Source organism: Dyella acidiphila (genome assembly GCF_014863405.1).
In the GTDB taxonomy this organism is placed as follows: domain Bacteria; phylum Pseudomonadota; class Gammaproteobacteria; order Xanthomonadales; family Rhodanobacteraceae; genus Dyella_B; species Dyella_B acidiphila.
Genome location: NZ_JACZZA010000005.1, coordinates 15,783 through 39,377, shown reverse-complemented (window position 1 = coordinate 39,377; position 23,595 = coordinate 15,783). Strand labels below are relative to the sequence as shown.

The following is a 23,595-nucleotide window of genomic DNA, read 5'->3' as shown; positions in this document are numbered from 1 at the left end:
GCAGGCGCGCAGCTTGACTTGTACAGGGATTGAAAATGCGCGCTCATGCCAATGATTTGCAGCAAGGCGCGGAGCAAAACGAAAGTGCTGCGTTGTCCCGTGCAGGGAAGGGCGGCCCTTCTGCCTTTAAGCTTCGAGGTGAGTCTCCGAAAGCCGCGGAGCAGAGAAGGGTGCAGCAGCTTGCCAACGATAGCGAGCAGGTTACGCGAGGGAGCGCCATGCAGCAGTTGGCAGACAGGCGGCCATCCGTGCAAACCGTGCAATTAAGGGAGAAGCACAAGATAAGCAGGGCTTCTACACCGTATATTCATGAATTCACCAGTCAGGCGATCGACAAAGGGGCCCCGACAACGCTGACTTATGTTATCAACAAGAATTCAGAGGTCTATGTGCAGGACGATCTGGGAAACATCGTCCATAAAAGCCACGCGCAAGAACAGAAGGGTGACAAAACCTATCGTCCGGTCGATCTTCATAGTGTGAATCGAAATTCAGCCTTGACTAAAGGCGTGCAGCTGGACGGTAAATCGAAGTCACATGCTCAGGGGCTTTCACGCGATGAATTTCCCTATGCATCAACGATGCAAGGCGGCACCGACAGCTATTGGGCGTACGTGCCGGCAACCGAACAATCCACGCAGGGCGGCCAGTTGGCGGCCCTGTATAAGCGCATCTTAAAAGATGCTGTGGATCCGGATTTCGATGTCGAGCTGGATTGAGGACCGCCGCACCTTCCGTTTTCATGCGGATGACAGCCTGGCGGTTACGGCAGCTCAGAGATGCTGGTCGGCATCCACGCGCTGCAAAAACTGGTAGCGCGCCGCATTCCTGTCCACAACCGTGTGCGTATCGGTTCCAATCACCTGGCGCAACAAGCCGCCATCCCTGGCCGCGACAGCCGGCCAATCCGGCAGACCAGGCCCATTGGGATTGCCGGTCTTGATGAAGTTGGCCCAATACCCCTGCATGATCTCCGACACATGCTGGTCGGCCGGGCCCCACGCATACACGCTATTGCCGCCCAGATTGCCGAGCGCGTATTCGATCTCGCCGCTGTGCACGGCGCCATCGTCCGCACCGGCGCTGCCGTCGCGCTTGGCTGGCCGCGGCGTGGTGAAGTAGTAGTAATACACCGGCGCACCGCCGGTCTCGTGCTGTTGCTGCATCCATTGCCAGGTCGACAGGGCAATGAACTGGTCGCCTTCATAGGCGGTGGCGGCGGCCTTGATCGCGGCCTCGCCGGTGCCTGCGTATAGCTTCAGGCCCTCGGCGGCATGCTCCTTCAACTCCCTGGTCATCGCGGCACGATAGTTGGCCGGCGTGGGGGCCTGGTTGTCGAACAGATTTTTGTAATAGCCCTCTTGCGAGTTCGAACCCAGCAGCAACGGAATGTGCGCCTGCTTGCCGGCGCGGTAGATGGCTTCCGGCGATTCAGGCAGGAAATAGCCGTCGATGGTCGGGCGGAATTCGGGGAAATCTTTCTGGCCCGCAATATCGAGCAGCGCGCTTGCGCTCTTCGCGCGCAATTGCTTCAGCGATGGCAGGCCGGCACGCTTTTCGAAATCTTCGCTCTGATGCTCGGCATCGGCCAGCGGCTGCGGCCTGAGATTGGCCAGCATGGCGCCGCTTTCGCCGATCGCACGCTGTGCGAGGCCTTTGGAAAGCGGTGAGGCCATTTGTACTGATACCGACATCGAACCGGCCGATTCGCCGCCGATGGTCACCTGGTTCGGATCGCCGCCGAAGGCGCCGATATTGCGTTGTACCCAACGCAGGGCGGCGTTCTGGTCGAGCAAGCCGTAGTTGCCGGTGGCGTGTGCGGGCGACTCGGCGGCCAGTGCCGGCAGCGCCAGAAAGCCGAATACATCCAGGCGGTAATTCACGGTGACGGTAACGATGCCGCGTTGCGCCAGGCTGGCGCCGTCATAGCGCGATTCCGAACCGTCGCCACCGGTATAGCCGCCGCCGTAGAAGTACACCAGCACCGGCAGCTTTTTGTTCGCACCCTGTGCCGGAGTCCACACATTGAGATACAGGCAATCCTCGCTCATGCCGTCGGAGCGAAACACCATATCGCTGTAGATGGGGCGTTGCATGCAGCGTGGGCCGAAGTGCTCGGCCTTGCGCACGCCGGTCCAGGTGCTTGCGGCTTGCGGCGGCTTCCAGCGCAACGGGCCGACCGGAGGCGCGGCATACGGAATGCCCTTGAATTCATCCAGGCCGCTTTTGGCATCGTGCACGCCCAGCAGCGTGCCGGTTGCGATATCCACGCTTGGGCCGGTATCGGCAGCTGGTGCTGAAGCTGAGATCAGCAGCATGGCCAGGGCGGAAACAGTGAAGCGGTGGCGCAGCAAGGATTGGAGCATCGGTCCCGATTCCAGACTTCGACAGGCAGCGAATATAACCAATGATGCCGTGAAGGGGGCGAAGGCGAGGGCCGGCGCTTGCCGCGGGTCGCCGCTGCCGCGATGCTGAGAAAAATCGTAAACGCCATCCCGGGAAATCGTTGCTCGAATGGCCTTGCGCTTTTCGCATAATCAACGGTTATTGCTGACGGGTACGCGGGGGCTTCCATGAAGGCAGGGCGGCGGGTATGGGGTGGTTTGGGCGTGGCACTGGCAGTGCTGCTATCGGGCCAGGTTTGCGCGCAGACGGCGCCGGCCGCGCAGGTCACCGTGCATGCGGACCGGCCCGGTGCGCTGATTCATCCGGAAATCTATGGCCAGTTCGCCGAGCAGCTCGGACACGGCATCTACGGTGGTATCTGGGTGGGCGAGCATTCGTCCATTCCCAATATCAGGGGCTATCGCAAGGATGTGGTCGAGGCGCTGAAGGCGATCAAGGTGCCGGTGATCCGCTGGCCCGGCGGCTGCTTTGCCGATCAATACGACTGGCGCGACGGCATCGGTCCGCGCAATCAGCGTCCCGTGCGCATGAACGCATCCTGGGGTGGCGAGGACGATAACCAGTTCGGCACGCAGGAGTTCATGGATTTTGCTGAGCTGATCGGTGCCAAGACCTATCTCAGCATCAATGTCGGTACCGGCTCGCCGCGGGAGATGAGCCAGTGGATCGAGTACATCACCGCGGATGGCCATTCCAGTCTGGCACAGCAGCGCCGCGCGAACGGGCGCGCGCAACCGTGGAAGCTCGACTACGTGGGCATCGGCAACGAAATGTGGGGCTGCGGCGGTTCGATGCGCGCCTCGTTCTATGCGGATGTCTATCGCCAATACGCCACCTTTGTGCACGCGCCGCCGAATGCGCCGATCACGCGCGTTGCCAGCGGCGCCAATGCCGACGATGTGGCCTGGACTGACACAGTGATGGCCGCGGCCGGCAGCCAGATCGATGCGATCAGCCTGCACAACTACACCATTCCTACCGGAAATTGGGAGCACAAGGGTTCGGCCACGCAATTCGGCGAAGCGCAGTGGATGTCCACCCTGCAGGGCGCCTTGCACATGGACGATCTTATCGCCCGGCATAGCGCGGTGATGGACAAATACGACCCGCACAAGCGCGTGGCGCTGGCCGTGGATGAATGGGGCAACTGGATGGACCAGGATCCGTCCGCGCCGGATGCCGCGCTCTACCAGCAAAACAGCCTGCGCGATGCGCTTTCCGCCGCCGTCACCCTGGATATTTTCCAGGCCCATGCCGACCGCGTGCGCATGGCCAATATCGCGCAGATGGTGAATGTGCTGCAGGCGATGATTCTTACCGACCAGTCGCGGATGGTGCTGACGCCCACTTACTACGTGTTCGACCTGTACCAGGTATTCCAGGGCGCCACCTACTTGCCGATCGATGTGCAGGCACCGGCGTATCGCTATGCCGATGCCAGCGTGCCGGGCATCCACGCTACGGCCGGCCGCGACCGGGCGGGCGTGGTGCATGTGGCCCTGGTCAATCTCGATCCGCACCAGGCCACCACGGTGCGCATCCGCCTGGACGGTGTGCAGGGTACGAAGGTGCAGGGCAGGATGTTGACCGCGCCGCAGATCACCTCGATCAACAGCTTCGAGCATCCGCATGCCGTAGAGCCGGTGGCGTTCGAACATGCGGTGCTCAAGGATGGCGTGATTACCGCGGCGCTGCCGGCGAAATCCGTCACGGTGCTGGATATCCGCTAAAGCACGCCGGCTGCTACGGGTCAGATGGCCCCTGCACGTCGTCGCCGTCCACATAGATGGCCTGGCAGACCTGCTTGTCGCCTGCGCAGGGACTCAGCGTCAATGCCTTGTCCGCGCCCAGCGATACGCTGAAATGTACCGAATGCGCGTGCGTGTCCTGGTAGGTGATTTCGCAGGCCACACGCCGATCGATCACCAGCGGCGTGCTTGAACCGTTCGCTGGATCGAGTGCGGTGGTGTTGCCGCAGGCGCTCACCGAACTCCAGCCGGCGCCGAAATTGGCGTGATAGAGCGAATGCACCGGCGGCTTGGCCTGGGTTTTATTCGGCAATCCATGCAGGCCGCCCACGGCAATGAACAGTTTGTTCTGCGTGGGCGCATCGAAGTAGCCCAGCGCATCGTCGATCGAGAAGGCGTAGATATTCAGCCCGAAATCCTTGTGCACCGCTGTTACGTAGGGATCCAGGTTGTAGGGACTGTCGTAATCGGGATACTTCAATGTCGCATATTGTGGATCCAGCATATACGTCGGCGAGGGCAGGCCGGAAGCGAGCGCGGTCCATAACGGCCCGATCTGCGCATCGATGCCGCTCCAGTTGCTGCCGTTGCCGAACGGCACGAAGCCGGTAATGTGCTCGGCTATATCGACCGCAGAAGGATCGAGCACGCCATTGTTGCGCGCATTGGCGGCGAAAGCGCTCCATACCGTGGCAACGGAGTGCTGGTAGTCCTTGCAGAACGCCTGGCTGGGAGCGCTTTGCGCGGGGCATAGCTGGTCGACGGAACTTTGCAGCCAATACAGCCAACGATTGGCCACGCTGGCCGGGGTGATCGGCTTGGCTGCCGTTTTTGCGTAGGCGTACGCGTGCACGTTCGCTTCGGCGAACAGATTGTAGCCGCCGGGAATTTTGTAATATTTGCCCTGCGCGCTGGAATCCTTGAAATAAGGCCATCCCGCGTCGATGAATTTTTCAAAAGCAGCGCGCAGCTTGTTGGTGTCTTCGTCATAGTCGGCGGTCATCGGATTGCCGGTATACGGCATGGCGCTGGCCGGATCGCCATCGTCGTCGGCCGCTTCCACCGCCAGGGGCAGGCCGCTGTGCACGCTGTCCACCGCCGAAAAGTCATAGCCGACACCTTCGCCATGGGTGCCCCCGCTGCCGGCCGGCCCGCGGAAGGTGTATTCCGCCAATTGATAATTGCCGGCTACAGCGTACGGGTTGCTCAAGGTGGCCGGATCGGCCAGAAAGATATAAGCGCGCCCCGCGTTCCACCGGTCGGGGCTCAACGCAGGCGGCTCGAAGCATGTTTTAGGGGTAATCGCCTTGCCGCTGAGCCAGCGCACTTCCGACTTGCCGGGCTGGGTGGCCGACAGCGTCAGCCAGAGCGTCTGGTGGCTGAAGTTATTGCAGACTTCAATGTATTTCTGGTCGGGATCCTTGGAGGCGCTGGCCTGGGTAGCCGGCGATATCAAACAGGCCGCCGCGCACACGGCCGCAAGCGTGGTCAAGATCGGCTTCATGCTTCGTCCTTTGTGAGTGCAGCTGCGATACAGCGTATGGACGATGATGGGCGGACGCTGTGAACGTAAGTACGCGCCGGGTCCGCGCCGATCGGAACGCTAATGCTTTGTTCGCGCCCTGCGGCACGCTGAAATACACCGAATGCGCGTGCTTGGCCTGCTAAGTGATTCCGCAGGTCTTGTGCTGATCGATCATCAACGGTGTACTTGAACCGTTCGCCGCATCGAGCGTGGCGCCGCCGCAGGCAGTCACCGAGCTCCAGCCGGCACCGTATTGGCGTGATAAGGCGAATGCGCCGGCGGCTTGGCCTGGGTTTTATTCGGCAAGCCATGCAGGCCGCCTACGGCAATGAACAATTTGTTCTGGGTAGGTGCGTCGAAGTAGCCCAGTGCATCGTCGATCGAGAAGGCGTAGATATTCAGCCCGAAATCCTTGTGCACCGCTGTTACGTAGGGATCCAGGTTGTAGGGGCTGTCGTAAGCGGGATATTTCAAGGCCGCGTATTGCGGATCCTGCATATATGTCGACGAGGGCAGGCCGGAGGCGAGCGCGGCCCATAGCGGCCCGATCTGCGCATCGATGCCGCTCCAGTTGCTGCCGTTGCCGAACGGCACGAAGCCGATAATGTGCTCGGCCATATCGAGCGCGGAGGGATCAAGCACGCCATTGCTGCGCGCATTGGTCGCGAAGGCGCTCCATACCGTAACGACAGAGTGCTGGTAGTCCTTGCAGAACGCCTGACTGGGTGCGCTTTGCGCAGGGCAAAGTTGGTCGACGGGAGTGCCCAGCCAATACAGCCAACGATTGGCCAGGCTGACCGGAGTGATGGGCTTGGCCGCCGTTTTTGCGTAGACATACGCGTGCACGTTCGCTTCGGCGAACAGATTGTAGCCGCCGGGAATTTTGTAATACATGCCCGACACGCTGGAATCCTTGAAATAAGGCCATCCGGCGTCGATGAATTTTTCAAAAACAGCGCGCAGCTTGTTGGTGTCTTCGTCATAGTCGGCAGTCATCGGAATGCCGGTATACGGCATGGCGCTGGCCGGATCGCCATCGTCGTCGGCCGCTTCCACCGCCAGGGGCAGGCCGCTGTGCACGCTGTCCACCGCCGAAAAGTCATAGCCGACACCTTCGCCATGGGTGCCCCCGCTGCCGGCCGGCCCGCGGAAGATGTATTCCACCAATTGATAATTGCCGGCTATGGCGTACGGGTTGGTCAGCTTGGCCGGATCGGCCAGAAAGATATAAGCACGCCCCGCGCTCCATTGGTCGGAGCTCAACGCAGGCGACTCGAAGCATGTTTTGGGGGCAATCGACTTGCCGCTGAGCCAGCGCACTTCCGGCCTGCCGGGTGGGGTGGCCGACAGCGTCAGCCAGAGCGTCTGGTTGCTGAAATTATTGCAGACTTCTATGTATTTCTGGTTGGGATCTTTGGGGGCACCGGCCTGTGTAGCCGGTGTCATCAAACAGGCCGCCGCACACACGGCCGCAAGCGTGGTCAGTATCGGCTTCATGCTTCGTCCTTAGTGAGGGCAGCTGCGATACAGCGTATGGACGATAATGGGTGGCCGCGGCAAACGGAAGCACGCGCCGGGTCCGCGCCGATCCGCACATTCCGCCGGTGGTGGGCGTTCGGTAACATGCCGTTCCATGCCGGTAAGGCAGGCCCCAGGACAAAAAACATGAGTAGCAGCGACACCGCTTATCCCATCGGCGAAGCAGGCCAGCCCTGGGGCAAGGCAGAAAAGGCGGCCTGGCTGGCGCGGCAGGTGCGCCAGCGCAGCTATGCCAGCGACGTGCTCAGCGCTATCGATGGTTTGCGCGCGCGCTTGGACGTATCCGAATATGGCCGGCTGGATTATGCGGACGGCAGCTTCCCATTGTTGGCCATTCGCAGCCGGGACTGGCGGGACGAACTGCCGGTCATGCTGGTCACCGGCGGTGTCCATGGTTACGAAACCAGCGGTGTCCATGGTGCGCTTCGTTTTGCGGAGCAGCATGCGGCCGGTTATGCCGGGCGCGCCAATATACTCGTCGCCCCATGCGTCAGCCCCTGGGCCTACGAGCGTATCCAGCGCTGGAATCCGGATGCCATCGATCCGAACCGCTCGTTCTACGCGAACAGTCCGGCGGGCGAGTCGGCCGCCTTGCTGCAGCTGGTCGCGCCCTTGCCTGGCCGTTTCCTGATGCATATCGACCTGCACGAAACCACCGACAGCGACGAAAGCGAATTTCGCCTGGCCTTGGCCGCGCGCGATGGCAAGGTGTTCGAGCGGGGTGAAATCCCGGATGGCTTCTATCTGGTCGACGATACCGAAAACCCGCAGCCGGCCTTCCAGCAGACGGTGCTGGCGGCGGTGGAGAAAGTGACGCATATCGCCCCGGCCGACGCACACGGCGAGATCATCGGTTCGCCGGTGGTGGCGCCGGGCGTGATCGAATACGCGCTGAAAAAGCTGGGTTTGTGCGCCAGCATCACCGGCGCCCGCTACACCACCACCACCGAGGTCTATCCCGACAGCCCGCAGGCAACGCCGGAACAGTGCATCCAGGCGCAGGTAGCGGCTGCGCGGGCGGCGGTGGATTATGCGTTGGCGCATGGTTGAGGGGCTGCCGCGCAGTGCCCTCAGGCGTCGTTACCAATGAAGGTGGCGCGTGTTATCGCGTAATTCCCTAAGCCGTCACTCCAAGTGAAAGTGGCCGGCGGTCATCGCCTAAGCCGTCATTCCCGCGAAAGCGGGAATGACGACTAGAAGGGCTGCCATGGCGGGTTGCTGACCGCGGGGAGGGTGGCTTAGCGAAACTGCATTCGCATCAGCAGCGCATGTTCATCGCTGCACAGCATGAGCATCCGCCCGCTTCAGCGCTGCCACCACACGATCCAGCGGACACAACGTCTTTTTGTGGCCGGCAGCACAAGCGGCAACCTGCAAATCCAGTTGCACCGGCGGTGCCTGCTGCAATGCCCGCAACTGCGCCAGGCTCTGTGCCTGATAGAAAATATGCACGTAGCGCTGCCCGCTGCTTCGATCTCGCCAAAGCTCGATAGCCAGCGCCCCGCCGATCGGCGGATCGTCCTCGGCATACCCGGGCAGCTTGAAATGCAGCCCCAATACCGATGCCAGTGCAACGATATTGTTGTCGCTGCCGACCAGCACACTCAGCCGCGGCGCCTGCGGATCCTGCAGGAGCTGGATGATCCGGCCGCTCATCACGGCGGCGACGCGTTCGGCCATGTAGTCCGGGCGCGCATAGATACCGAACAGCAAGGCATGCAGCTGCGATAGCTGTTCCAGTTGCGCAGCGGAAGTGCGGCCCCAGCCGACATCGCGCATCGGGCGTCCCTCCGCATAGGCCATCAATATCGCCTCGGCAGTACCGGAGGTATCGGCAATCGGCCCGGTCAGCACCAGATGGTGTCCATCCGGCGATACGCTCAGCCCCCCATGCCAGTGTTCGGGCCTGCATGCCTGCATGCCATGCTGCGCATCGCAGCCCAGGATGCTGGCCATTGCGCTCAGTGCGTCGCGGTGCGGAGCGGTCAGCGCATCCGCGCCGCCGGTGCTTTGTTGTATGGCACGCACGGCTTGTTGCGTGTCCCAATCAACCACGCCTGCTTCGATCGGATGAAACAACGGATCGTCGCTGCCCTCGGGGCGGTGCCCGATGTCAACGCGGCAGCCCGGTGCAAAGCCTTCAGCAAGGGCCTGCGCGCTGGCGATGGTGCGTTGATCGGTATTGGCCCAGAACCACACTTGCCCCGGTGCCGGGCAGCCTTGTGCCGGAAACAGGCCGGCAGCCGTCAGGCGCTGCCGGTCATGGCGCCCCATCAGCCGCGCACCGGCGGCACCGTGCGGCGTAAGTTCGCTGGGCGGTTCGGACCACGCCGGCCACGGCCGGCCGCTCGCTTCCTGCAGCTGGATCTCGCCCGGCAACGGCGTACGCACACCGTGCCGGTAGAGCAGCATGACACGCTCCAGTTGCAGCTGATCCGGGGCACTCGCCGTGGCTGGCGTCGCAAACAGCGCAGGCAGGATCAGACAAAGCAGTTGCACGCAGGTGCGCATCACGGCGAAAGATCTGCCTGCGAACAAAGTGCCCGCGCAAACAGCGGATTGCAGCGGGCAATCAGATGTCCCGGAAAGCTCACGCTGTAACCCGATGCTGCCGCTTCCGCAAACGGATAGTCGGTGCTGATCAACTGCGCGCCGCTGGCGATCATTGCATCGCGGCGCCTGGTGTCGTTGCGGGGCGGTTCTTTCAAATCCGCATCGGCGCGGGTGCGCACCAGATAACCCTGGCGCACCAGGCGCGCAATGCTATCGGCATCGCCATCGTTGAGCTCGGTGAAGGCCGCGTCATCGGTACCCGGAACGGCATTGGTGAACAGCACGCGCCCGCGCAGGGAAGGGTGGCCCTGTAGATAGGCGGCGCCTACCCAGCGTTGGTCCAGCAGAAAAATGACCTTGCCGCGCGCGGCCTCCAGCGTGGGCCAGCCCTGCGCGCGGATCGCCTGATTGAGCGTGCGGAAACGGCCACGAACATCGTCGGGGCTGAGGTATTGGCCGGGCGCGAACACTGAGCGGATTTCCGCGTCCAGCGCATCCAGCGCACGGCGGTCGAACGGCTCCATCGTTACGGTTGGGAAGGGCAGGCTCAGTTTCGAGCGCACGGTCTCGACCAGGATAAACAGCGGCAGATGCCGCGGATGCGCGTTTGACCAGGTGCGGATCTCGGCCAGGCAAGCCGTGAACGGCTGGCAATTGCTGCGCTGGTCGATGTCCTGGATATGCATGACCTTGAAGCCGGGCCGCTGCATCACGGCGGGATCGGCGAAAGGCGGATCCGGCGGCAATCCCGCCGCGCGCACCTGTCCGACGATGGCCGGATGGGCATAGCGGCCGCCCTTGGCATCGCCATAAACATCCAGCTCCAGCTGCCGCACGCCGTCGTCGAGTTGTCGGCTGAGGCTGGGATGGGCGTAGTCGATCATGGCGAAGGTTGCCGGATCGGTGCGCTTCCACACGGTGGCCTCGCCGGGTGCAAGACCGGCGTGATAGCTGTTGTGGCTGCCGATGTATTGCAGCTGGTTGAGCCGCAGCGCTGCGGCCTGTTGTGCATTGGCTGGTGCCGAGCACAACACCAGCAGGCCGGCAAACACCAGCCATGCACAGATATGTGCGCGCGGCGCAGATAGTTGCTGGCGGCGCAATACGCGCGCGCACTGCAAAAGCTTATGCATGCAAGCTGGCTCCCCGTCGGACGTATTTCATTTCAATCGATCTATCTGGGTCATTTTTCGTTAAAAATGTTTCGCTTACATGACGGACGGGTGGCTGTCATTACGGGCCATTTGGCCGTCCAAATGGGGCTGTCGTGACATACAAAAGCATTGTTTTAGCCTCAAACGCAAGATGTCACTTCGCTGCCACCGAAATTTCATGCGTGCTGTCTAGCGTCGCCGGCTCTTGCTTTCCCGTGGTGCGGGCAAGCGTTGGAACCACCGCCTTGCGCCAAGGGAGCGCGTCGATATGTTCGTAGTGAAAAAGCATGTACTTGCTTATGCCATCGTGGCCGCCATCGGCTGTCTTGCCGCCGTGCCGGCGGCGCATGCCGGCGATGTAAGCGGCGAGATCGCCGATCCGGCAACAGGCAATCCGCTTGCCGGCGTCGCGGTAACCGTTGCCGCCACGGGACAGACGGTGAAGACGGATGCATCCGGCCATTTCCAGCTGACCGGCCTTGCGGCTGGGCATTACCTGCTCACCGCGAACGCCTCGGCTGCGCATGCGCTGTCCGCGACGGTGGAAGTGCCGGCGCAAGGCTCGGTGCAGGCGAACTTCAGCAGCATCGCCTCGCTGAGCAAGATTTCCGTGGCGGCCAACCGCTACGACGCCAGCCAGTTGCAGATGGATGCGGTCAATACGGTCAACGTGTTGTCGGCAGATGACCTCAAATACACCGCCGTGCATAACGTGGCCGAGGCGCTGGGCCTGTTTCCCGGCGTGAATGTGTTCAATACCGGACAGTCGTATTTCGCGGGCATCGATGGCGCGTCGCGCGGGGAGGGCATGTTTACCTCGGTGCGCGGCCTCAACGCCGAGTACAACGTCAATCTGATCGATGGCGTGGAAGTGGCCCAGGGTATGCCCTACAGCCGCGGCGTACAGCTCAGCCTGCTGCCGCCGTCCGGCCTGCAGACGATCGTGCTCAACAAAACGTCTACCGCCGACATGGACGGCGATGCGATCGGCGGCACCATCGATTTCCGTACCCCTACCGCATTCGATTTCAGCGCCCCGACCAGCGGCAGCATCACCGCCAGCGGGCGAATGGAGAGCAGGGCGCGCGACTATGGCGACGACGGCCTCGGCGGCGGCGCGGCCGGCGAATTCCAGACCAAGTTCGGCGACGCGCATCAGTTCGGTATCTATGCCAGCGCCTATTACGACAGCCGCAGCTACGTGAACAGCGAAATGGCCGGCGCCACCGCCGCGCTTGGCGACGGTGCCTGGGAATTCGCCCGCACCACAGCCAGCGGCGCAAACGCAGCGGGGATCGATCCGCAGCACAATCTGGAAAGCACGGGCATGTACCTGGGCACGTCGTCCGGCTACACCCATCGCTACGGCGGCAATGTCTCGCTGGACTGGAAGGTCGACGACACCCTGCACACCTATGCGCGCATGACCTACGCCTACGCCAAGACCGAGCAGGACACTACCTACCTGCAGCTGATCCCGGCCAACGTCAGCTACAGTCCGATCGGCAATACCGGCGTATACCAGCCGGTGATCGGCCGCATCGCCACGCGCTTCTGGTACGAGACCAATCCGGAAAAGGCCGATCTGGCCACCTTCCAGCTGGGCGCCGACAAGACCCTGGGCGGCTGGACCCTGTCGCCGAATATCTTCTACAGCTACGGCGACAACGATCGGCCGGACCACGTGGAAATTTCCGCGCGCAACGACGAATACACGTCCACCAATTTCCCCTACGGCGCCAGCACGGTAATGACCTACGGCGCCAACGGCTTCGCCTATCCGCTGCTGACCCCGGCGATGAGCGCACAACTGAACAGTGTGGCCACGATGTATGCGCGCCGTGCCGGCGAGCTGACCGAAACCTATAGCGGCCAGCGCAAGGGCGGCGCAAAGTTCGATGCGCGCTACGATTTCGACGATGGCGCGCTCAGCTCGATCCAGCTCGGCGTGAAATACGTCGACAGCGACCGCGACATGAGCGACCGCGACTGGACCACCGGCAAATACACCGACGGCCGCAGCTTCGGTTCGCTGGGCCTGATCGACGGCTACTATTCCTCGGTGTTCCCCGGCGTGTACGGCTATGCCGCGCCGACCATCGACCAGGCGGCGCTGAAGCGCCTGATCGCGGCGAATGTAGTGCCCGCCGACCTGGATACCTGCAGCAGCCTCTACGTCAATAACTGGAACTGCGATACGCAGCGCGCCAACGAGGCGGTCAGTGCGGCCTACGCCATGGCGACGCTCAAGTGGGGCGACCTGGAAGTGATTCCCGGCCTGCGCTTCGAGCACACCGACATTCGCAATACCTTCTGGGTGATTCCGCAGGACGCGCAGGGCAACGAGATCCCGGGTTATTTCGCCCGGAACTACACGCATTACGACGAACCGCTGCCGAGTATCTTCATCAACTATCGCCCCAGCGACAATGCGGTCTACCGCGGCAGCATCTGGACCAGCTATACGCGCCCGGCCTTCGTGCAGCTCGGCGGCGGCTCGCAGGTGAGCGTGTCGGCGGACGGCCTCACCACCATTACCGAAGGCAATCCCGAGCTGAAGCCGATCGAGGCGCTGAACATCGATTTCTCCGGCGAATGGAACAACCAGCACGGCGGCCACGCCATGCTCGCCGGTTTCTACAAGAAGCTTTCCAACTACATCTACGAAGCCGGCACCAATCCGGTCAACGCGGCGACGGTGGATGCCGGCTCGATTCAATACATCCGCCCGAGCAATGGCGGCGCTGGCCGCGTGTATGGCGTGGAAGCCGCGGTACGGCAGAAATTCCAGGATTTGCCGGCACCGCTCGACGGTTTCGGCGTGGCCGTCAACGCCACGGCGCAGCGTACGTCGGTGGACTTGGGCATGGCCGGTTTCAACCACGAGCGTATCCAGAATGCACCGGACCTGATGGCGAATGCCGAGCTGTTCTATGAAAAGAACGACTTCTCGGTAAACCTCAGTTACCACTACGCGGGTTCCTACCTTTCCACCTACGACTATCTCGGCCAGGGTGCGGCTTGGGACGATCTGTGGATCCGGCCCACCGAGCGGATCGACCTGCACGTGGGCTATGCCTTCAGCCGTCGCTTCCAGCTGGACCTTTCCATTTCCAACCTGACCAAGAACTACTCGTACTGGGCGCACGTAGGCAAGAACAACCTGGCCTTGTCCGATGTAGTCGATTCGGGCATGACGACGCTGCTGACGGCCAAGTATTCGTTCTAGCGATACGTATCGCATTGCGTAAGTTCAGGACGGCAGCGGCTCCGCCCGGGGCTTCTGCCGTGCCTTGCCATCGATGAAGATCCACGCGCTGGCTGCGCTCAACAGCGCCAGCGCGGCGGATACCAGCATCACCCAGCGAAAGCCCGCCACAAAGGCCGCTTTCACCGCGTGCCTCAGCGCCGCGAGCGTTGCCTGCGGATAACCATCGGGCAATACCATGCCGGCGAGTTTCTGGCGTTGCGCCAGCACCGCGGCAGCGAGCTTGGCCGGCAGGTGCAGTGGTTGCAGCTCGCTGTGCAGGCGCGCATTGAAGATCAGCGTAAGCATCAGTCCGAACACCGCAATCGCCAGCAACGCCGCCGCACGCGATACCGCGTTGTTGACACCCGAGGCGGTGCCCGCCAGGTCCTTGGCCACGCTGTTCATGACGGTGGTGGTCAATGGCGCCACCGTCACGCTCATGCCCAGGCCGAGCACGCATATGGCGGGAAAGAAGGTGGTCCAGTAGCTGCCGTCCAGAGATGGCAGCGCGAACATGGCGAAGCCTGCAGCGGCAATCACCGGTCCGCAGACTAGTGGCAGCTTGGCCCCGAATCGATCGACCAGGCTGCCGGTCCAGCGCGAGAGCAGAAACATGATCGCGATAAACGGCAGCAGCGCAGCACCTGCGGCAGTCGCGCCATAGCCTTGCACCTGGATCAGATTCAAAGGCAAAAAGAACAGACTGCCGCCCAGGGCCGCATATAACAGCAAGGTGAGTGCATTGGCGCCGGCAAAATTGCGCTCGCGAAACAGCGCCAGCGGCAGCATGGGCGAAGCGACGCGCGCCTCGGCCACGCCGAACAACAGCAGCGCGACAACGCCCGCAAGCAGCGCTCCCCATACCGATAGCGCCGACCAGCCGCGCGCGGGCGCTTCGATAAAGGCGAAGACCAGTCCGGCCAAACCTACGGTAACGAGAATGGCGCCTGCGCTATCAACGCCACTGCCATGCATGGCGCCCTTGCTCTCGGGCACTTTCGCCAGACACAGCGCAAACAGGATGGTGCCCATGGGAGCATTGATCAGGAACGCCCACTTCCAGGAGAAATGCTCGACCAAAAAGCCGCCCAGCACGGGCCCGATCGCCGCCGTGATGCCGCTGAATGCGGACCAGGTGCCGATGGCGGCGCCGCGTTCCGCTTGCGGAAAAGTTGCGCTGATCAAGGCCAGACTGCCTGGCACCAGCAACGCGGCACCCACGCCTTGTACCGCACGCGCGACGATCAACGGTTCGATGGCCGGCGACAATGAGCAGCCGATCGAAGCCAGCGTGAACAGTGCTACGCCGATCAGGAATACACGCTTGCGGCCGAAGCGATCGCCCAGCGCGCCGCCCACCAGCAACAATGCGGCCAGAAACAGCGCGTAAGACTCCATCACCCACTGCGCGTCGGCGGTGGTGGCGTTCAAGTCGCGCTGGATCGAAGGGAGCGCGACGTTGACGACCGTGCCATCGATAAAGGCCAGACTGGAACCGAGAATCGCCGCCACCAGGGTCCAGCGACGCAAGCGGATCGAACAGGGTGCAGGCGTTGCACCTTCCAGCACGATGCCTTCTTCGCAAGGCGGTTTTCCGATCTGGCTCATGTGTTTCATCCCATCCGGATGCACTGAAAGCGCAGGACCTATCTGGCCAAGGCATGGCCCGCATGGGCGCGGGTGTCAGCCGAGTGCCGTAGCCTTATGCATTAACCAGGCGCGGAATGCCACTATCTTGGGCAGCGAAGCGCATTCGGCGCGGTACACCACGTAATAAGCCAGCTGCGAGGACAGGCTCAGCTGCGGAAACAGCCGGACCAGCCGGCCCGCGGCGACATCGTCAGCGGCCATCACGCTGCGCGCCAGGGCAACGCCGTGGCCATCAATCGCCGCTTGCAGCACGGCATCGGAATTATTGACCTGCATGCCGCGGCTGGCATCGACCTCGCTGACGCCGGCGCGCTGCAGCCAGTCGTGCCACGACGCAAAGCCGATATGCGTATCGACGGACAAGTCATGGATCAAGGCTTTGTTGGTCAGGTCGTGCGGAGACTGCAGATCTTTGTTCCTGGCCAGCCATGCAGGAGAGCAGACGGGAAAAATCTGCTCGTCCAGCAGCCGTTCCGCCACCAGTCCCGGCCATGTGCCGCGGCCGTAGCGCACGCCGATATCGATGCCCTGGGCGACAAAATCCACCGGCTTCAGGTTGGTATCCAGGCGCACATCGGTTTGCGGATGCAGGGCATGGAAATGTTCGATCCGCGGCAGCAGCCATTTGGCGGCGAAGGCCGGGCTGACGGCTACGGTCAGCACGCCGCTCCTGGATCCATCGCGCAGCCGGCTCAGGCCCAGCGATAACCGGTCGAAGCCGGCGCGGATATCCGGCAACGCGCGCTCCGCCGCTTCGGTGGGGGTGAGGCGTGCGCGTCCGCTCGCCTGCCGGTGAAACAGCGGCGTACCCAGCCACTCTTCCAGTCCGCGTACGAGCTGGCCGATCGCCGCGGGAGTCACGTGCAGCTCGGCCGCTGCGGCGGAAAAGCTCTGCAGACGGGCGCTGGCCTCGAAGGCGCGCAGTGCATTGAGATGGACGGGTGACTTCATGGAGATAGTTTTTCTTTTAGCTATCGACACATTAAATCGTTTGCCGGGGAAAAGGAATCGACTAACAATTTTCTCGCAAAAGGCCGTTATGGCCAGGCATGGCATCGAGCAATGCGCCATCGGCCATTGACGGCATAGCAAAGATTTTCTACCCACCTATGCAATTCCGGGCGGTCGCGCCGCAGGCGTGGCGCCGCCTCCACAGACAGCGAGGATTCTTTATGAGCAATCGATTCGAAGGCAGGAAGCTGCTGGTCGTCGGCGGCAGCAGCGGCATGGGCCTGGAAACGGCCCGGATGGTGCTCGCCGAAGGTGGCAGCGCGGTGATCGTGGGCCACCGCCCGGAGAAGACCGAGGCGGCACGCGAAGAGCTGGCTGCACTGGGGCAGGTGACGGCGCTGACCGCCGATTTGTCCAGCGAAACGGGGCTCGCTGCGCTGCTGGCGGCGCTCGACCGGCATCCGGACATCGACCTGCTCGTCAACGCCGCCGGTGTGTTCTTTCCCAAGCCCTTTCTGGAACACCAGGATGCCGATTACGACCAGTACATGGCGCTGAACAAGGCATTCTTTTTTATTACGCAGAAAGTAGCGGCGAATCTGCTGGCCGCCGGGCGTGCCGGCGCCATCGTAAATATCGGCTCGATGTGGGCGCGGCAGGCGATCGCGGCGACGCCGTCGTCGGCGTATTCCATGGCCAAGGCCGGCTTGCATTCGCTGACCCAGCATCTGGCGATGGAATTGGCGCCCCAACATATCCGCGTCAATGCGGTGTCTCCCGCCGTAGTGCAGACGCCCATCTACGAAGGCTTTATTCCCAAGGCGGACGTGCACAGCGCCTTGCAGGGGTTCAACAGCTTCCATCCGATCGGCCGCGTCGGCACACCGCGGGATGTCGCCGAGGTGGTGAGTTTTCTGCTTTCCGACCAGGCAGCCTGGGTGACGGGTGCGATCTGGGACGTGGACGGCGGCGTGATGGCCGGCCGCAACTGAGTCGTGCCGGCAAGACACGGCTGCCGGACCTGATTCCAGTCCGTTATGGACCGGGCACGCCCATCGCTTCGTTCAATCCGCCGCTATGCTCGCGCGCCGTCGCCGCGGCGAACAACAGATACACCGACGGCAGCACGAACAGGGTAAACAGCGTGCCGATGGAAAGGCCGGCCGCCACCACCAGGCCGATCGCGAAGCGCGAGGCGGAGCCGGGGCCATGCACGAACATCAGCGGTGTCACGCCCAGCACCATCGCGGCCGTGGTCATCAGGATCGGGCGCAGGCGTTGGCTGCAGGCCAGCTCGATCGCCTGTTGCCGCGAATGCCCGCTGGCCTGTTCGCGCTGGGTGACGGCGATGATCAGGATGCCGTGTTTGCTGATCAATCCCATCAACGTGACCAGTCCCACCTCGGTAAACAGATTGAGGCTGACGCCGCCGACACGCAGCCAGACGAACAGCAGTGCGCCGGCAATCGACATCGGCACCGATACCAGGATGATCAATGGTGCGCGGAAGCTTTCGAACAGTGCCGCCAGGGCCAGATAGGCCACCACCATGGCCAGCGCGAAGGTGGCCACGAAGCCGCTGCTTTCATGCACGTACTGGCGCAGCGAGCCGACCGTATCGGTGCCGAAGCCGGCCGGCAGCATCTGGTCGGCCAGTTGTTGCAGGTAGCGATAGGCGTCTGCCTGGGTGATGCCGGGACGCGGAATGGCACTGATGGTGGTGGCGTTGAGCTGCTGGAAGTGCGAGATCGATTCGGGCACCGTGCTGTTCACGATATGCGCCACCGAACGCAGCGGCACCGGCACGCCCTTGATGGTGGCGATCGGATAATCCAGCACCTGGTCCGCATTCAGGCGAAAGCGGCGTGCGGCCAGCGGTTCCACTTTGTAGGAACGCTGGTCGTTGGAGAAGAAGCCGACAAAGCCGCCACCGAGAATGGTGTTCAAGGAGGTGGCCAGGTCGTTCATGGTCAGGCCGAGGGTGGACAGCTTGGCGCGGTCCACCACGATGGTCGATTGCGGCTGGTCGATGCGCAGGTCTTTTTCGGCATACGAAAACAGTCCGCTGGCCTTGGCCTTGGCCAGGAATGCATCGGATACCGTATCGAGCTGTTCGAAATCGCCGGAGCTCTGCAGCACGAAGCCGACCGGCAGGCCTTGCGAGCCGGGCAGGTAGGGCGGCTCGTACACCGCCATATCCAGGCCGGCGACGTTCTGCAGCGTGTCCTGCAGTTTGTTGCCGATGGCGAACGCGCTGCGCTTGCGCTCGGACCAGTCCTTCAGCACCAGGCCGCCTTCGACATCGGGTGCATCCACGATATGCCAGTAGCTGTGCATTTCGGGAATGGCGCGATACGCATCCTGGATTTGCCGGCTGTAGATTGCCAGGCCGTCCGAGGTGCTGTTGGGCGAGCCTTCACCGCTGGTCACCAGCACGCCGCGATCTTCGCGCGGCGAGAGTTCGCTCTTGGAACCGGTGTAGAGAAAAAAGATGCTGACCAGCACCAGCGCGCCGACCAGCAGCACCAGCGGCTGCAATTGCAGGGTGCGCCGCAAGCTGTGCAGGTAATACGCCTGCAGCTTTTCCAGCAGGCGGTCGGTGGCTTGCTCGAGGCGTTCGGCGAAGGTGCGCGCCGACATCACCTCCTGGCGCGTAAGCAGCAGGCGCGAGGACATCATCGGTGTCAGGGTCAGCGCCAGCAGGGCCGAGATGGTGACTGCACCGGCCAGGGTAAAGGCGAACTGGGTGAACAAGGCGCCGGTAAGGCCGCCTTGCAGGCTGAGCGGCACGTATACCGCTACCAGCACCACCGTCATGGCCAGGATCGGCATCGCCAGTTCGCGCACCGCCACCGAGGCGGCGCGCATCGGCGCCATGCCGGCAGCCAGATGGCGGTTCACGTTCTCCACGATGATGATGGCGTCGTCCACCACCAGCCCGATCGCCAGCACCAGTGCCAGCAAGGTCAGCAGGTTGATGGAGAAATCCAGCATCGACATCAGCGCGAAGGTGCCGATCAGCGATAGCGGGATGGTAATCAGCGGAATCAGGATCGAACGCGGCGAGCCGAGAAAGGCGAACACCACCAGCGATACGATCAGCAAGGCCTCGAACAGCGTGGCGATCACTTCGCGGATGGACGTGCGGATAAAACCGCCGGTGTCGTGCAGGATCGACAGCCGCAATCCCGGCGGCATCTGCTTGCGGATTTCCTCGATGCGTTCGGCCAGCGCGCGGGTCAGCGTGAGCGCATTGGCCGAAGGCGTAGGTTTGATCTGGATAAACACGCCCGGCCGGCCGTTGCTGTACACCTGCAAGGTATCGGGATCCTTGCCCAGTTCCACGCGCGCCACATCGCCCAGGCGGATGATGCGGCCGCCATCCTGGCGCAGGATCAGCTCGCCGAATTCGGCCGCGGTATGCAGGCCCGAGGTGATATCCAGATTGACGAAGGTCATCGCGCCCAGGGTCTGGCCGGCGCCGGAGACGAAGTTGTTATTGGCCAGTGCGTTCTGTACATCGGCCGGCGTCATGCCCACTGCGGCGAGCCGGTCCGGATCCAGCCATACGCGCATCACCACCTGCGGCGCGCCCTGGATATTCACCACCTGCACACCCGGCACGGCCTGCAGGCGCGGCTTCACCACGCGCTGCGCATAGTCGCTGACCTGGCCGGTGCTCAGTACATCGCTGTCCATGGTCACGTTCATCACGCCGCCGGTGCCGGAGCTGACGGTGATCGAGGAGGCCTGCACGCCGGGCGGGAATTGCGAAGTGGCGGCGGTGACATACGACTGGATTTCGGCCAGTGCGCGGGCCGGATCCACGTTGAGCTTCAGATAGACGGTGATGTCGGATACGCCCAGGCTCGAATTGGAGGCGACGTAGTCGATGCCTTCGGCCTGGCTGATGCGCGCTTCCAGCGGCGTGGTGACGAAGCCGGCCACGGTGGCCGGGTCGGCGCCGTAATACTGGGTAACCACTTCCACCGTGCCGCTGACGGTGTGCGGGAACTGTTCCACCGGCAGCGACTGCATGCTGCGCAGGCCGGCGACCAGCACCAACAGCGACAGCACGCAGGAAAGCACCGGACGCTGGATAAAAAGATCGGTTATGCGCATGGCTGCACCTGCTTATTCTTCCGCCGCGTCCGGATGCCAGCGATCCGACGGCTGCGCGCTGTTGTTGATCTGCACGGTGGCGCCGTTGCGCAGTTTGATCTGACCGGCAGTCACCACCACTTCGCCGGCCGTCAGCCCATCCAGCACGATGGCGCGGTCGCCATGCTGTTCGCCCACGTGCAGCGCGCGCATGCTGGCCGTCTGCAAATGATCGCTGCCGCTCTTGGGTGTCAACACATAGACATAGTCGCCATGTGGGCTGAAGCTGATCGCGGCCAGCGGAATCGCCAATACCTGCTCGGGCTGGCCCACGCTCAGGCGTGCCGTGGCGAACATGCCAGGCAATAGAACGTGGCCGGGATTGTCCAGGTCCGCCCGCACCGCCACCATGCGGCTGGCGGCGTCGACCCGGCTGTCGACGGCCATCACCTGCGCCTTGAACAGCTTGCCGGGAAAGCTGTCCACGGCGACGTCGACGCTTTGCCCGGGGCGCACCTGGCCGAGCTGCTGCTGCGGCAAGTTGAAATCCAGGTAGATCGGATCGAGCGCCTGCAGGCTGACGATCGGCGTGCCGGCCGTCAGGTACTGGCCCAGATCCACCATGCGGATGCCGAGCTGGCCGCTGAAGGGCGCGCGCACCACTTTCTCCGCCATCTGCGCCTGCTGCGCGGCAACTTGTGCGTGCGCGTTCTTTTCGTTGGCTTCGTCCTGGTCGAGGGTGGCGCGGCTGATCGCCTTCAGCGCGTATTGCTGACGGTCGCGCGCGAGATTGGCCGCGGCCAATTCGGCATTGGCGCGCAGGGCGGCCAGCTTGGCATCGTCGTCGTTCGGACGCAGGCGCAGCAGTACGGTGCCTGCCTGCACATTCTGGCCGGATTTGAAATCGATACTGTCGACGATGCCGGACACTTCGGCCGACAGATCGGAACCCTGCGCCGCGCGCAGCTGGCCGAAGGCTTTTACCTGACCTTGCCAGGGCGAGGCCTGCACGGTGATGGCCGATACCGTCAGCGCGCTATCGTCATCGTCGCTGGCCGCCGCCTTCGCGCTGGCATGGCCGCCACCGGACAGCAAATGCCAGACCGCCAGCGCAATGCAGGCGGCGGCGCAGAACAACATCAGGCGCAGGCGTCGTGGCGTCATGCGGTGCGGTATCCCGGAGCGGAAGCAGGTAGCAGGTTCATCGTTGTTCCATGGCCAGCGGTACATCGTCCTGGCGATGCCACCAGCCGCCGCCCAATGCCTGGTACAGCGCGACGGTGTCGGTGAATCGCGCGGTGCGCGCGCGGATCAGCGCCAGCAGGGTGCTTTGATAGGTCTGCTCGGCACTCAGCACGTTGAGATAGGAAACGCCGCCCAGCTTGTACTGCTCGCTGGCCAGCTGCAGGCTGCGCTCGGCCGCCTGTTTGGCGGTCAGCACGTATTGCAGATTGCGCGCATCGTTCTGCAATGCGACCAGCGTATCGGCCACATTCTGGAACGCCAGTACCACCTGGTTGCGCCATTGCGCCGCGGCCGCGCGTACCTGTGCCTGCTGCGCCAGTTGCTTGTGCTTGAGCTGGCCGGCATCGAAGATCGGTTGCACCGCCTGTGCCGCGGCCGACCACAGCACATTGGTGGGGGTGAACAATTGCCCCACGCTGGCGGCCTCGGAACCGTAGGCGGCGTTGAGCGTGATGTTGGGAAAGCGCTGCGCAATCGCCACGCCCAGCGCTGCCGTCTGCGCATGCAGCATGGCTTCGGCGGCGCGGATATCCGGCCGCTGTTCCACCAGCGTGGAGGGCAGGGTGAGCGGCAGATCTGCCGGCAGGTTCAGCGCATCCAGATCGATATCCGCAATCGCGGTGTCGGCCGGCGCACGGCCGAGATAGGCTGCAAGCTGATCGCGCGTCTGCGCCAGCTGCGTCTGCAGGGGCACCACGATCGCTTGCGCTTGCGCCAGCTGCGCCTGCTGCTGGGCCAGGTCGCTGGCGGTGGCGGCGCCGATCTCGAACTGGCCGTGCACGGTCTGCAATTGCTGTTGCTCGAAACCGACCAGCGCCTGCTGCGCATCGATCTGCTGCCGCAGCGAAGCGAGCTGAATCGCGTTGCCGACCACCTGCGCCGTCAGCGTCAGGTAGGCCGCTTCCAATTGGAAACGCTGGTAGTCGACCTGCGCATGGCTTTGCTCCACGGCACGCCGCAGGCCGCCCCAGAAATCCAGCGTATACGACAGATTCAACTGCGCATTCTGTTCGTTGTAGACCAGCGCGGGCGTGGTGCTGCCGTATTCGTAGGTTTGGGGCGTGGCCTGGCGCGAACTGCCCAAGGTGGCGCTCAGCGATGGCCATAGCGTGCCTTGCTGTGCATAGGCCAGGTCCCTGGCTTGCTGCAGCGTGGCATTGGCCGCATCGAGGCCGGGATTGTCGTGCAGTGCCTGGCTTACCAGCGCATCGATGGCCGGTGAATGAAACAGTGTCCACCAGTCGCCTGGAATATCGCGCTGCTGGTCCAGCAGCTGCGTGCCGCCGCCGGCAACGTTGGCCGTGGCAGTTGCCGTCACTGGTGGCTGCTGCGTATAGCGCGTGGGCGGAGTAAGCGCCGGACGTTGGTAGTCTGGCCCCAGCATGCAGCCGGCATTTGCCAGCACGCCGGCTGCCAGCAGCAATATCGCGCAGGGCCGCAGCACAAGGCGGCATGCCTTACTGCATTGCACGC

Annotated in this window: 15 protein-coding genes; 5 read left to right on the top strand and 10 right to left on the bottom strand. The window is 63.1% G+C overall.

The window, feature by feature from the left end:
* Positions 1-35 precede the first annotated feature (35 nt).
* On the top strand, positions 36-719 hold the full coding sequence (locus IGX34_RS09730) for a NucA/NucB deoxyribonuclease domain-containing protein (protein WP_192555531.1): 684 nt from the start codon (positions 36-38) through the stop codon (positions 717-719).
* 54 nt (positions 720-773) lie between these two features.
* Here the strand turns inward: IGX34_RS09730 and IGX34_RS09725 are convergent, their stop codons facing one another.
* The gene (locus tag IGX34_RS09725) at positions 774-2,366 is read right to left on the bottom strand and encodes a carboxylesterase/lipase family protein (protein ID WP_192555530.1); all 1,593 of its coding nucleotides are present in this window, start codon (positions 2,364-2,366) and stop codon (positions 774-776) included.
* A gap of 207 nt (positions 2,367-2,573) precedes the next feature.
* On the opposite strand from IGX34_RS09725, the gene IGX34_RS09720 reads away from it, so the two are divergent.
* Complete coding sequence (locus IGX34_RS09720; RefSeq protein ID WP_192555529.1) at positions 2,574-4,136, top strand: alpha-N-arabinofuranosidase; 1,563 nt, start codon at positions 2,574-2,576, stop codon at positions 4,134-4,136.
* A gap of 13 nt (positions 4,137-4,149) precedes the next feature.
* Here the strand turns inward: IGX34_RS09720 and IGX34_RS09715 are convergent, their stop codons facing one another.
* Both IGX34_RS09715 and IGX34_RS09710 read right to left on the bottom strand, forming a co-directional pair.
* Complete coding sequence (locus IGX34_RS09715) at positions 4,150-5,658, bottom strand: hypothetical protein (RefSeq protein WP_192555528.1); 1,509 nt, start codon at positions 5,656-5,658, stop codon at positions 4,150-4,152.
* Positions 5,659-5,907: 249 nt separating this feature from the next.
* Positions 5,908-7,176, bottom strand: coding sequence for a hypothetical protein (locus IGX34_RS09710; protein WP_192555527.1), 1,269 nt, complete (start codon positions 7,174-7,176; stop codon positions 5,908-5,910).
* A gap of 168 nt (positions 7,177-7,344) precedes the next feature.
* Between IGX34_RS09710 and IGX34_RS09705 the strand changes: the two genes are divergently transcribed.
* Positions 7,345-8,268 carry a M14 family metallopeptidase gene (locus IGX34_RS09705; RefSeq protein WP_192555526.1) on the top strand — a complete coding sequence of 308 codons (924 nt, stop codon included), beginning with the start codon at positions 7,345-7,347 and terminating at the stop codon, positions 8,266-8,268.
* Positions 8,269-8,490: 222 nt separating this feature from the next.
* On the opposite strand, the gene IGX34_RS09700 is transcribed toward IGX34_RS09705, so the two are convergent.
* Complete coding sequence (locus IGX34_RS09700) at positions 8,491-9,717, bottom strand: histidine-type phosphatase (RefSeq protein WP_192555525.1); 1,227 nt, start codon at positions 9,715-9,717, stop codon at positions 8,491-8,493.
* Positions 9,718-9,728: 11 nt separating this feature from the next.
* Entirely contained in the window at positions 9,729-10,904 is a 1,176-nt protein-coding gene (locus IGX34_RS09695; RefSeq protein ID WP_192555524.1) for a phosphatidylinositol-specific phospholipase C1-like protein, read from the bottom strand.
* A gap of 289 nt (positions 10,905-11,193) precedes the next feature.
* Between IGX34_RS09695 and IGX34_RS09690 the strand changes: the two genes are divergently transcribed.
* Positions 11,194-14,154 (top strand): TonB-dependent receptor, encoded by a 2,961-nt coding sequence (locus tag IGX34_RS09690; protein ID WP_192555523.1) that lies wholly within the window; start codon positions 11,194-11,196, stop codon positions 14,152-14,154.
* A 24-nt stretch (positions 14,155-14,178) separates the two neighbouring features.
* On the opposite strand, the gene IGX34_RS09685 is transcribed toward IGX34_RS09690, so the two are convergent.
* Positions 14,179-15,783 carry an MFS transporter gene (locus IGX34_RS09685; RefSeq protein WP_192555522.1) on the bottom strand — a complete coding sequence of 535 codons (1,605 nt, stop codon included), beginning with the start codon at positions 15,781-15,783 and terminating at the stop codon, positions 14,179-14,181.
* Positions 15,784-15,858: 75 nt separating this feature from the next.
* Positions 15,859-16,776 (bottom strand): transcriptional regulator GcvA, encoded by a 918-nt coding sequence (gene gcvA, locus IGX34_RS09680; RefSeq protein ID WP_192555521.1) that lies wholly within the window; start codon positions 16,774-16,776, stop codon positions 15,859-15,861.
* 221 nt (positions 16,777-16,997) lie between these two features.
* On the opposite strand from gcvA, the gene IGX34_RS09675 reads away from it, so the two are divergent.
* On the top strand, positions 16,998-17,768 hold the full coding sequence (locus IGX34_RS09675; protein WP_192555520.1) for an SDR family NAD(P)-dependent oxidoreductase: 771 nt from the start codon (positions 16,998-17,000) through the stop codon (positions 17,766-17,768).
* 43 nt (positions 17,769-17,811) lie between these two features.
* Here IGX34_RS09675 and IGX34_RS09670 read toward each other — a convergent pair whose 3' ends face one another.
* From IGX34_RS09670 to IGX34_RS09660, 3 genes are read right to left on the bottom strand one after another with little or no spacing between them, the layout of a single operon-like run.
* Entirely contained in the window at positions 17,812-20,898 is a 3,087-nt protein-coding gene (locus IGX34_RS09670; RefSeq protein ID WP_192555519.1) for an efflux RND transporter permease subunit, read from the bottom strand.
* 12 nt (positions 20,899-20,910) lie between these two features.
* Positions 20,911-22,041, bottom strand: a complete 1,131-nt coding sequence (locus IGX34_RS09665) for an efflux RND transporter periplasmic adaptor subunit (protein ID WP_192555518.1) — start codon at positions 22,039-22,041, stop codon at positions 20,911-20,913.
* 37 nt (positions 22,042-22,078) lie between these two features.
* Complete coding sequence (locus IGX34_RS09660) at positions 22,079-23,566, bottom strand: efflux transporter outer membrane subunit (protein WP_192555517.1); 1,488 nt, start codon at positions 23,564-23,566, stop codon at positions 22,079-22,081.
* Between the last annotated feature and the right edge of the window lie 29 nt (positions 23,567-23,595).

Coding starts and splice junctions, on each gene's coding strand:
- IGX34_RS09695 (WP_192555524.1), bottom strand. CDS start 10,904: ATGCATAAGCTTTTGCAGTGCGCGCGCGTATTGCGCCGCCAGCAACTA.
- IGX34_RS09720 (WP_192555529.1), top strand. CDS start 2,574: ATGAAGGCAGGGCGGCGGGTATGGGGTGGTTTGGGCGTGGCACTGGCA.
- IGX34_RS09715 (WP_192555528.1), bottom strand. CDS start 5,658: ATGAAGCCGATCTTGACCACGCTTGCGGCCGTGTGCGCGGCGGCCTGT.
- IGX34_RS09705 (WP_192555526.1), top strand. CDS start 7,345: ATGAGTAGCAGCGACACCGCTTATCCCATCGGCGAAGCAGGCCAGCCC.
- IGX34_RS09710 (WP_192555527.1), bottom strand. CDS start 7,176: ATGAAGCCGATACTGACCACGCTTGCGGCCGTGTGTGCGGCGGCCTGT.
- IGX34_RS09725 (WP_192555530.1), bottom strand. CDS start 2,366: ATGCTCCAATCCTTGCTGCGCCACCGCTTCACTGTTTCCGCCCTGGCC.
- IGX34_RS09670 (WP_192555519.1), bottom strand. CDS start 20,898: ATGCGCATAACCGATCTTTTTATCCAGCGTCCGGTGCTTTCCTGCGTG.
- IGX34_RS09730 (WP_192555531.1), top strand. CDS start 36: ATGCGCGCTCATGCCAATGATTTGCAGCAAGGCGCGGAGCAAAACGAA.
- gcvA (WP_192555521.1), bottom strand. CDS start 16,776: ATGAAGTCACCCGTCCATCTCAATGCACTGCGCGCCTTCGAGGCCAGC.
- IGX34_RS09690 (WP_192555523.1), top strand. CDS start 11,194: ATGTTCGTAGTGAAAAAGCATGTACTTGCTTATGCCATCGTGGCCGCC.
- IGX34_RS09665 (WP_192555518.1), bottom strand. CDS start 22,041: ATGACGCCACGACGCCTGCGCCTGATGTTGTTCTGCGCCGCCGCCTGC.
- IGX34_RS09685 (WP_192555522.1), bottom strand. CDS start 15,783: ATGAGCCAGATCGGAAAACCGCCTTGCGAAGAAGGCATCGTGCTGGAA.
- IGX34_RS09675 (WP_192555520.1), top strand. CDS start 16,998: ATGAGCAATCGATTCGAAGGCAGGAAGCTGCTGGTCGTCGGCGGCAGC.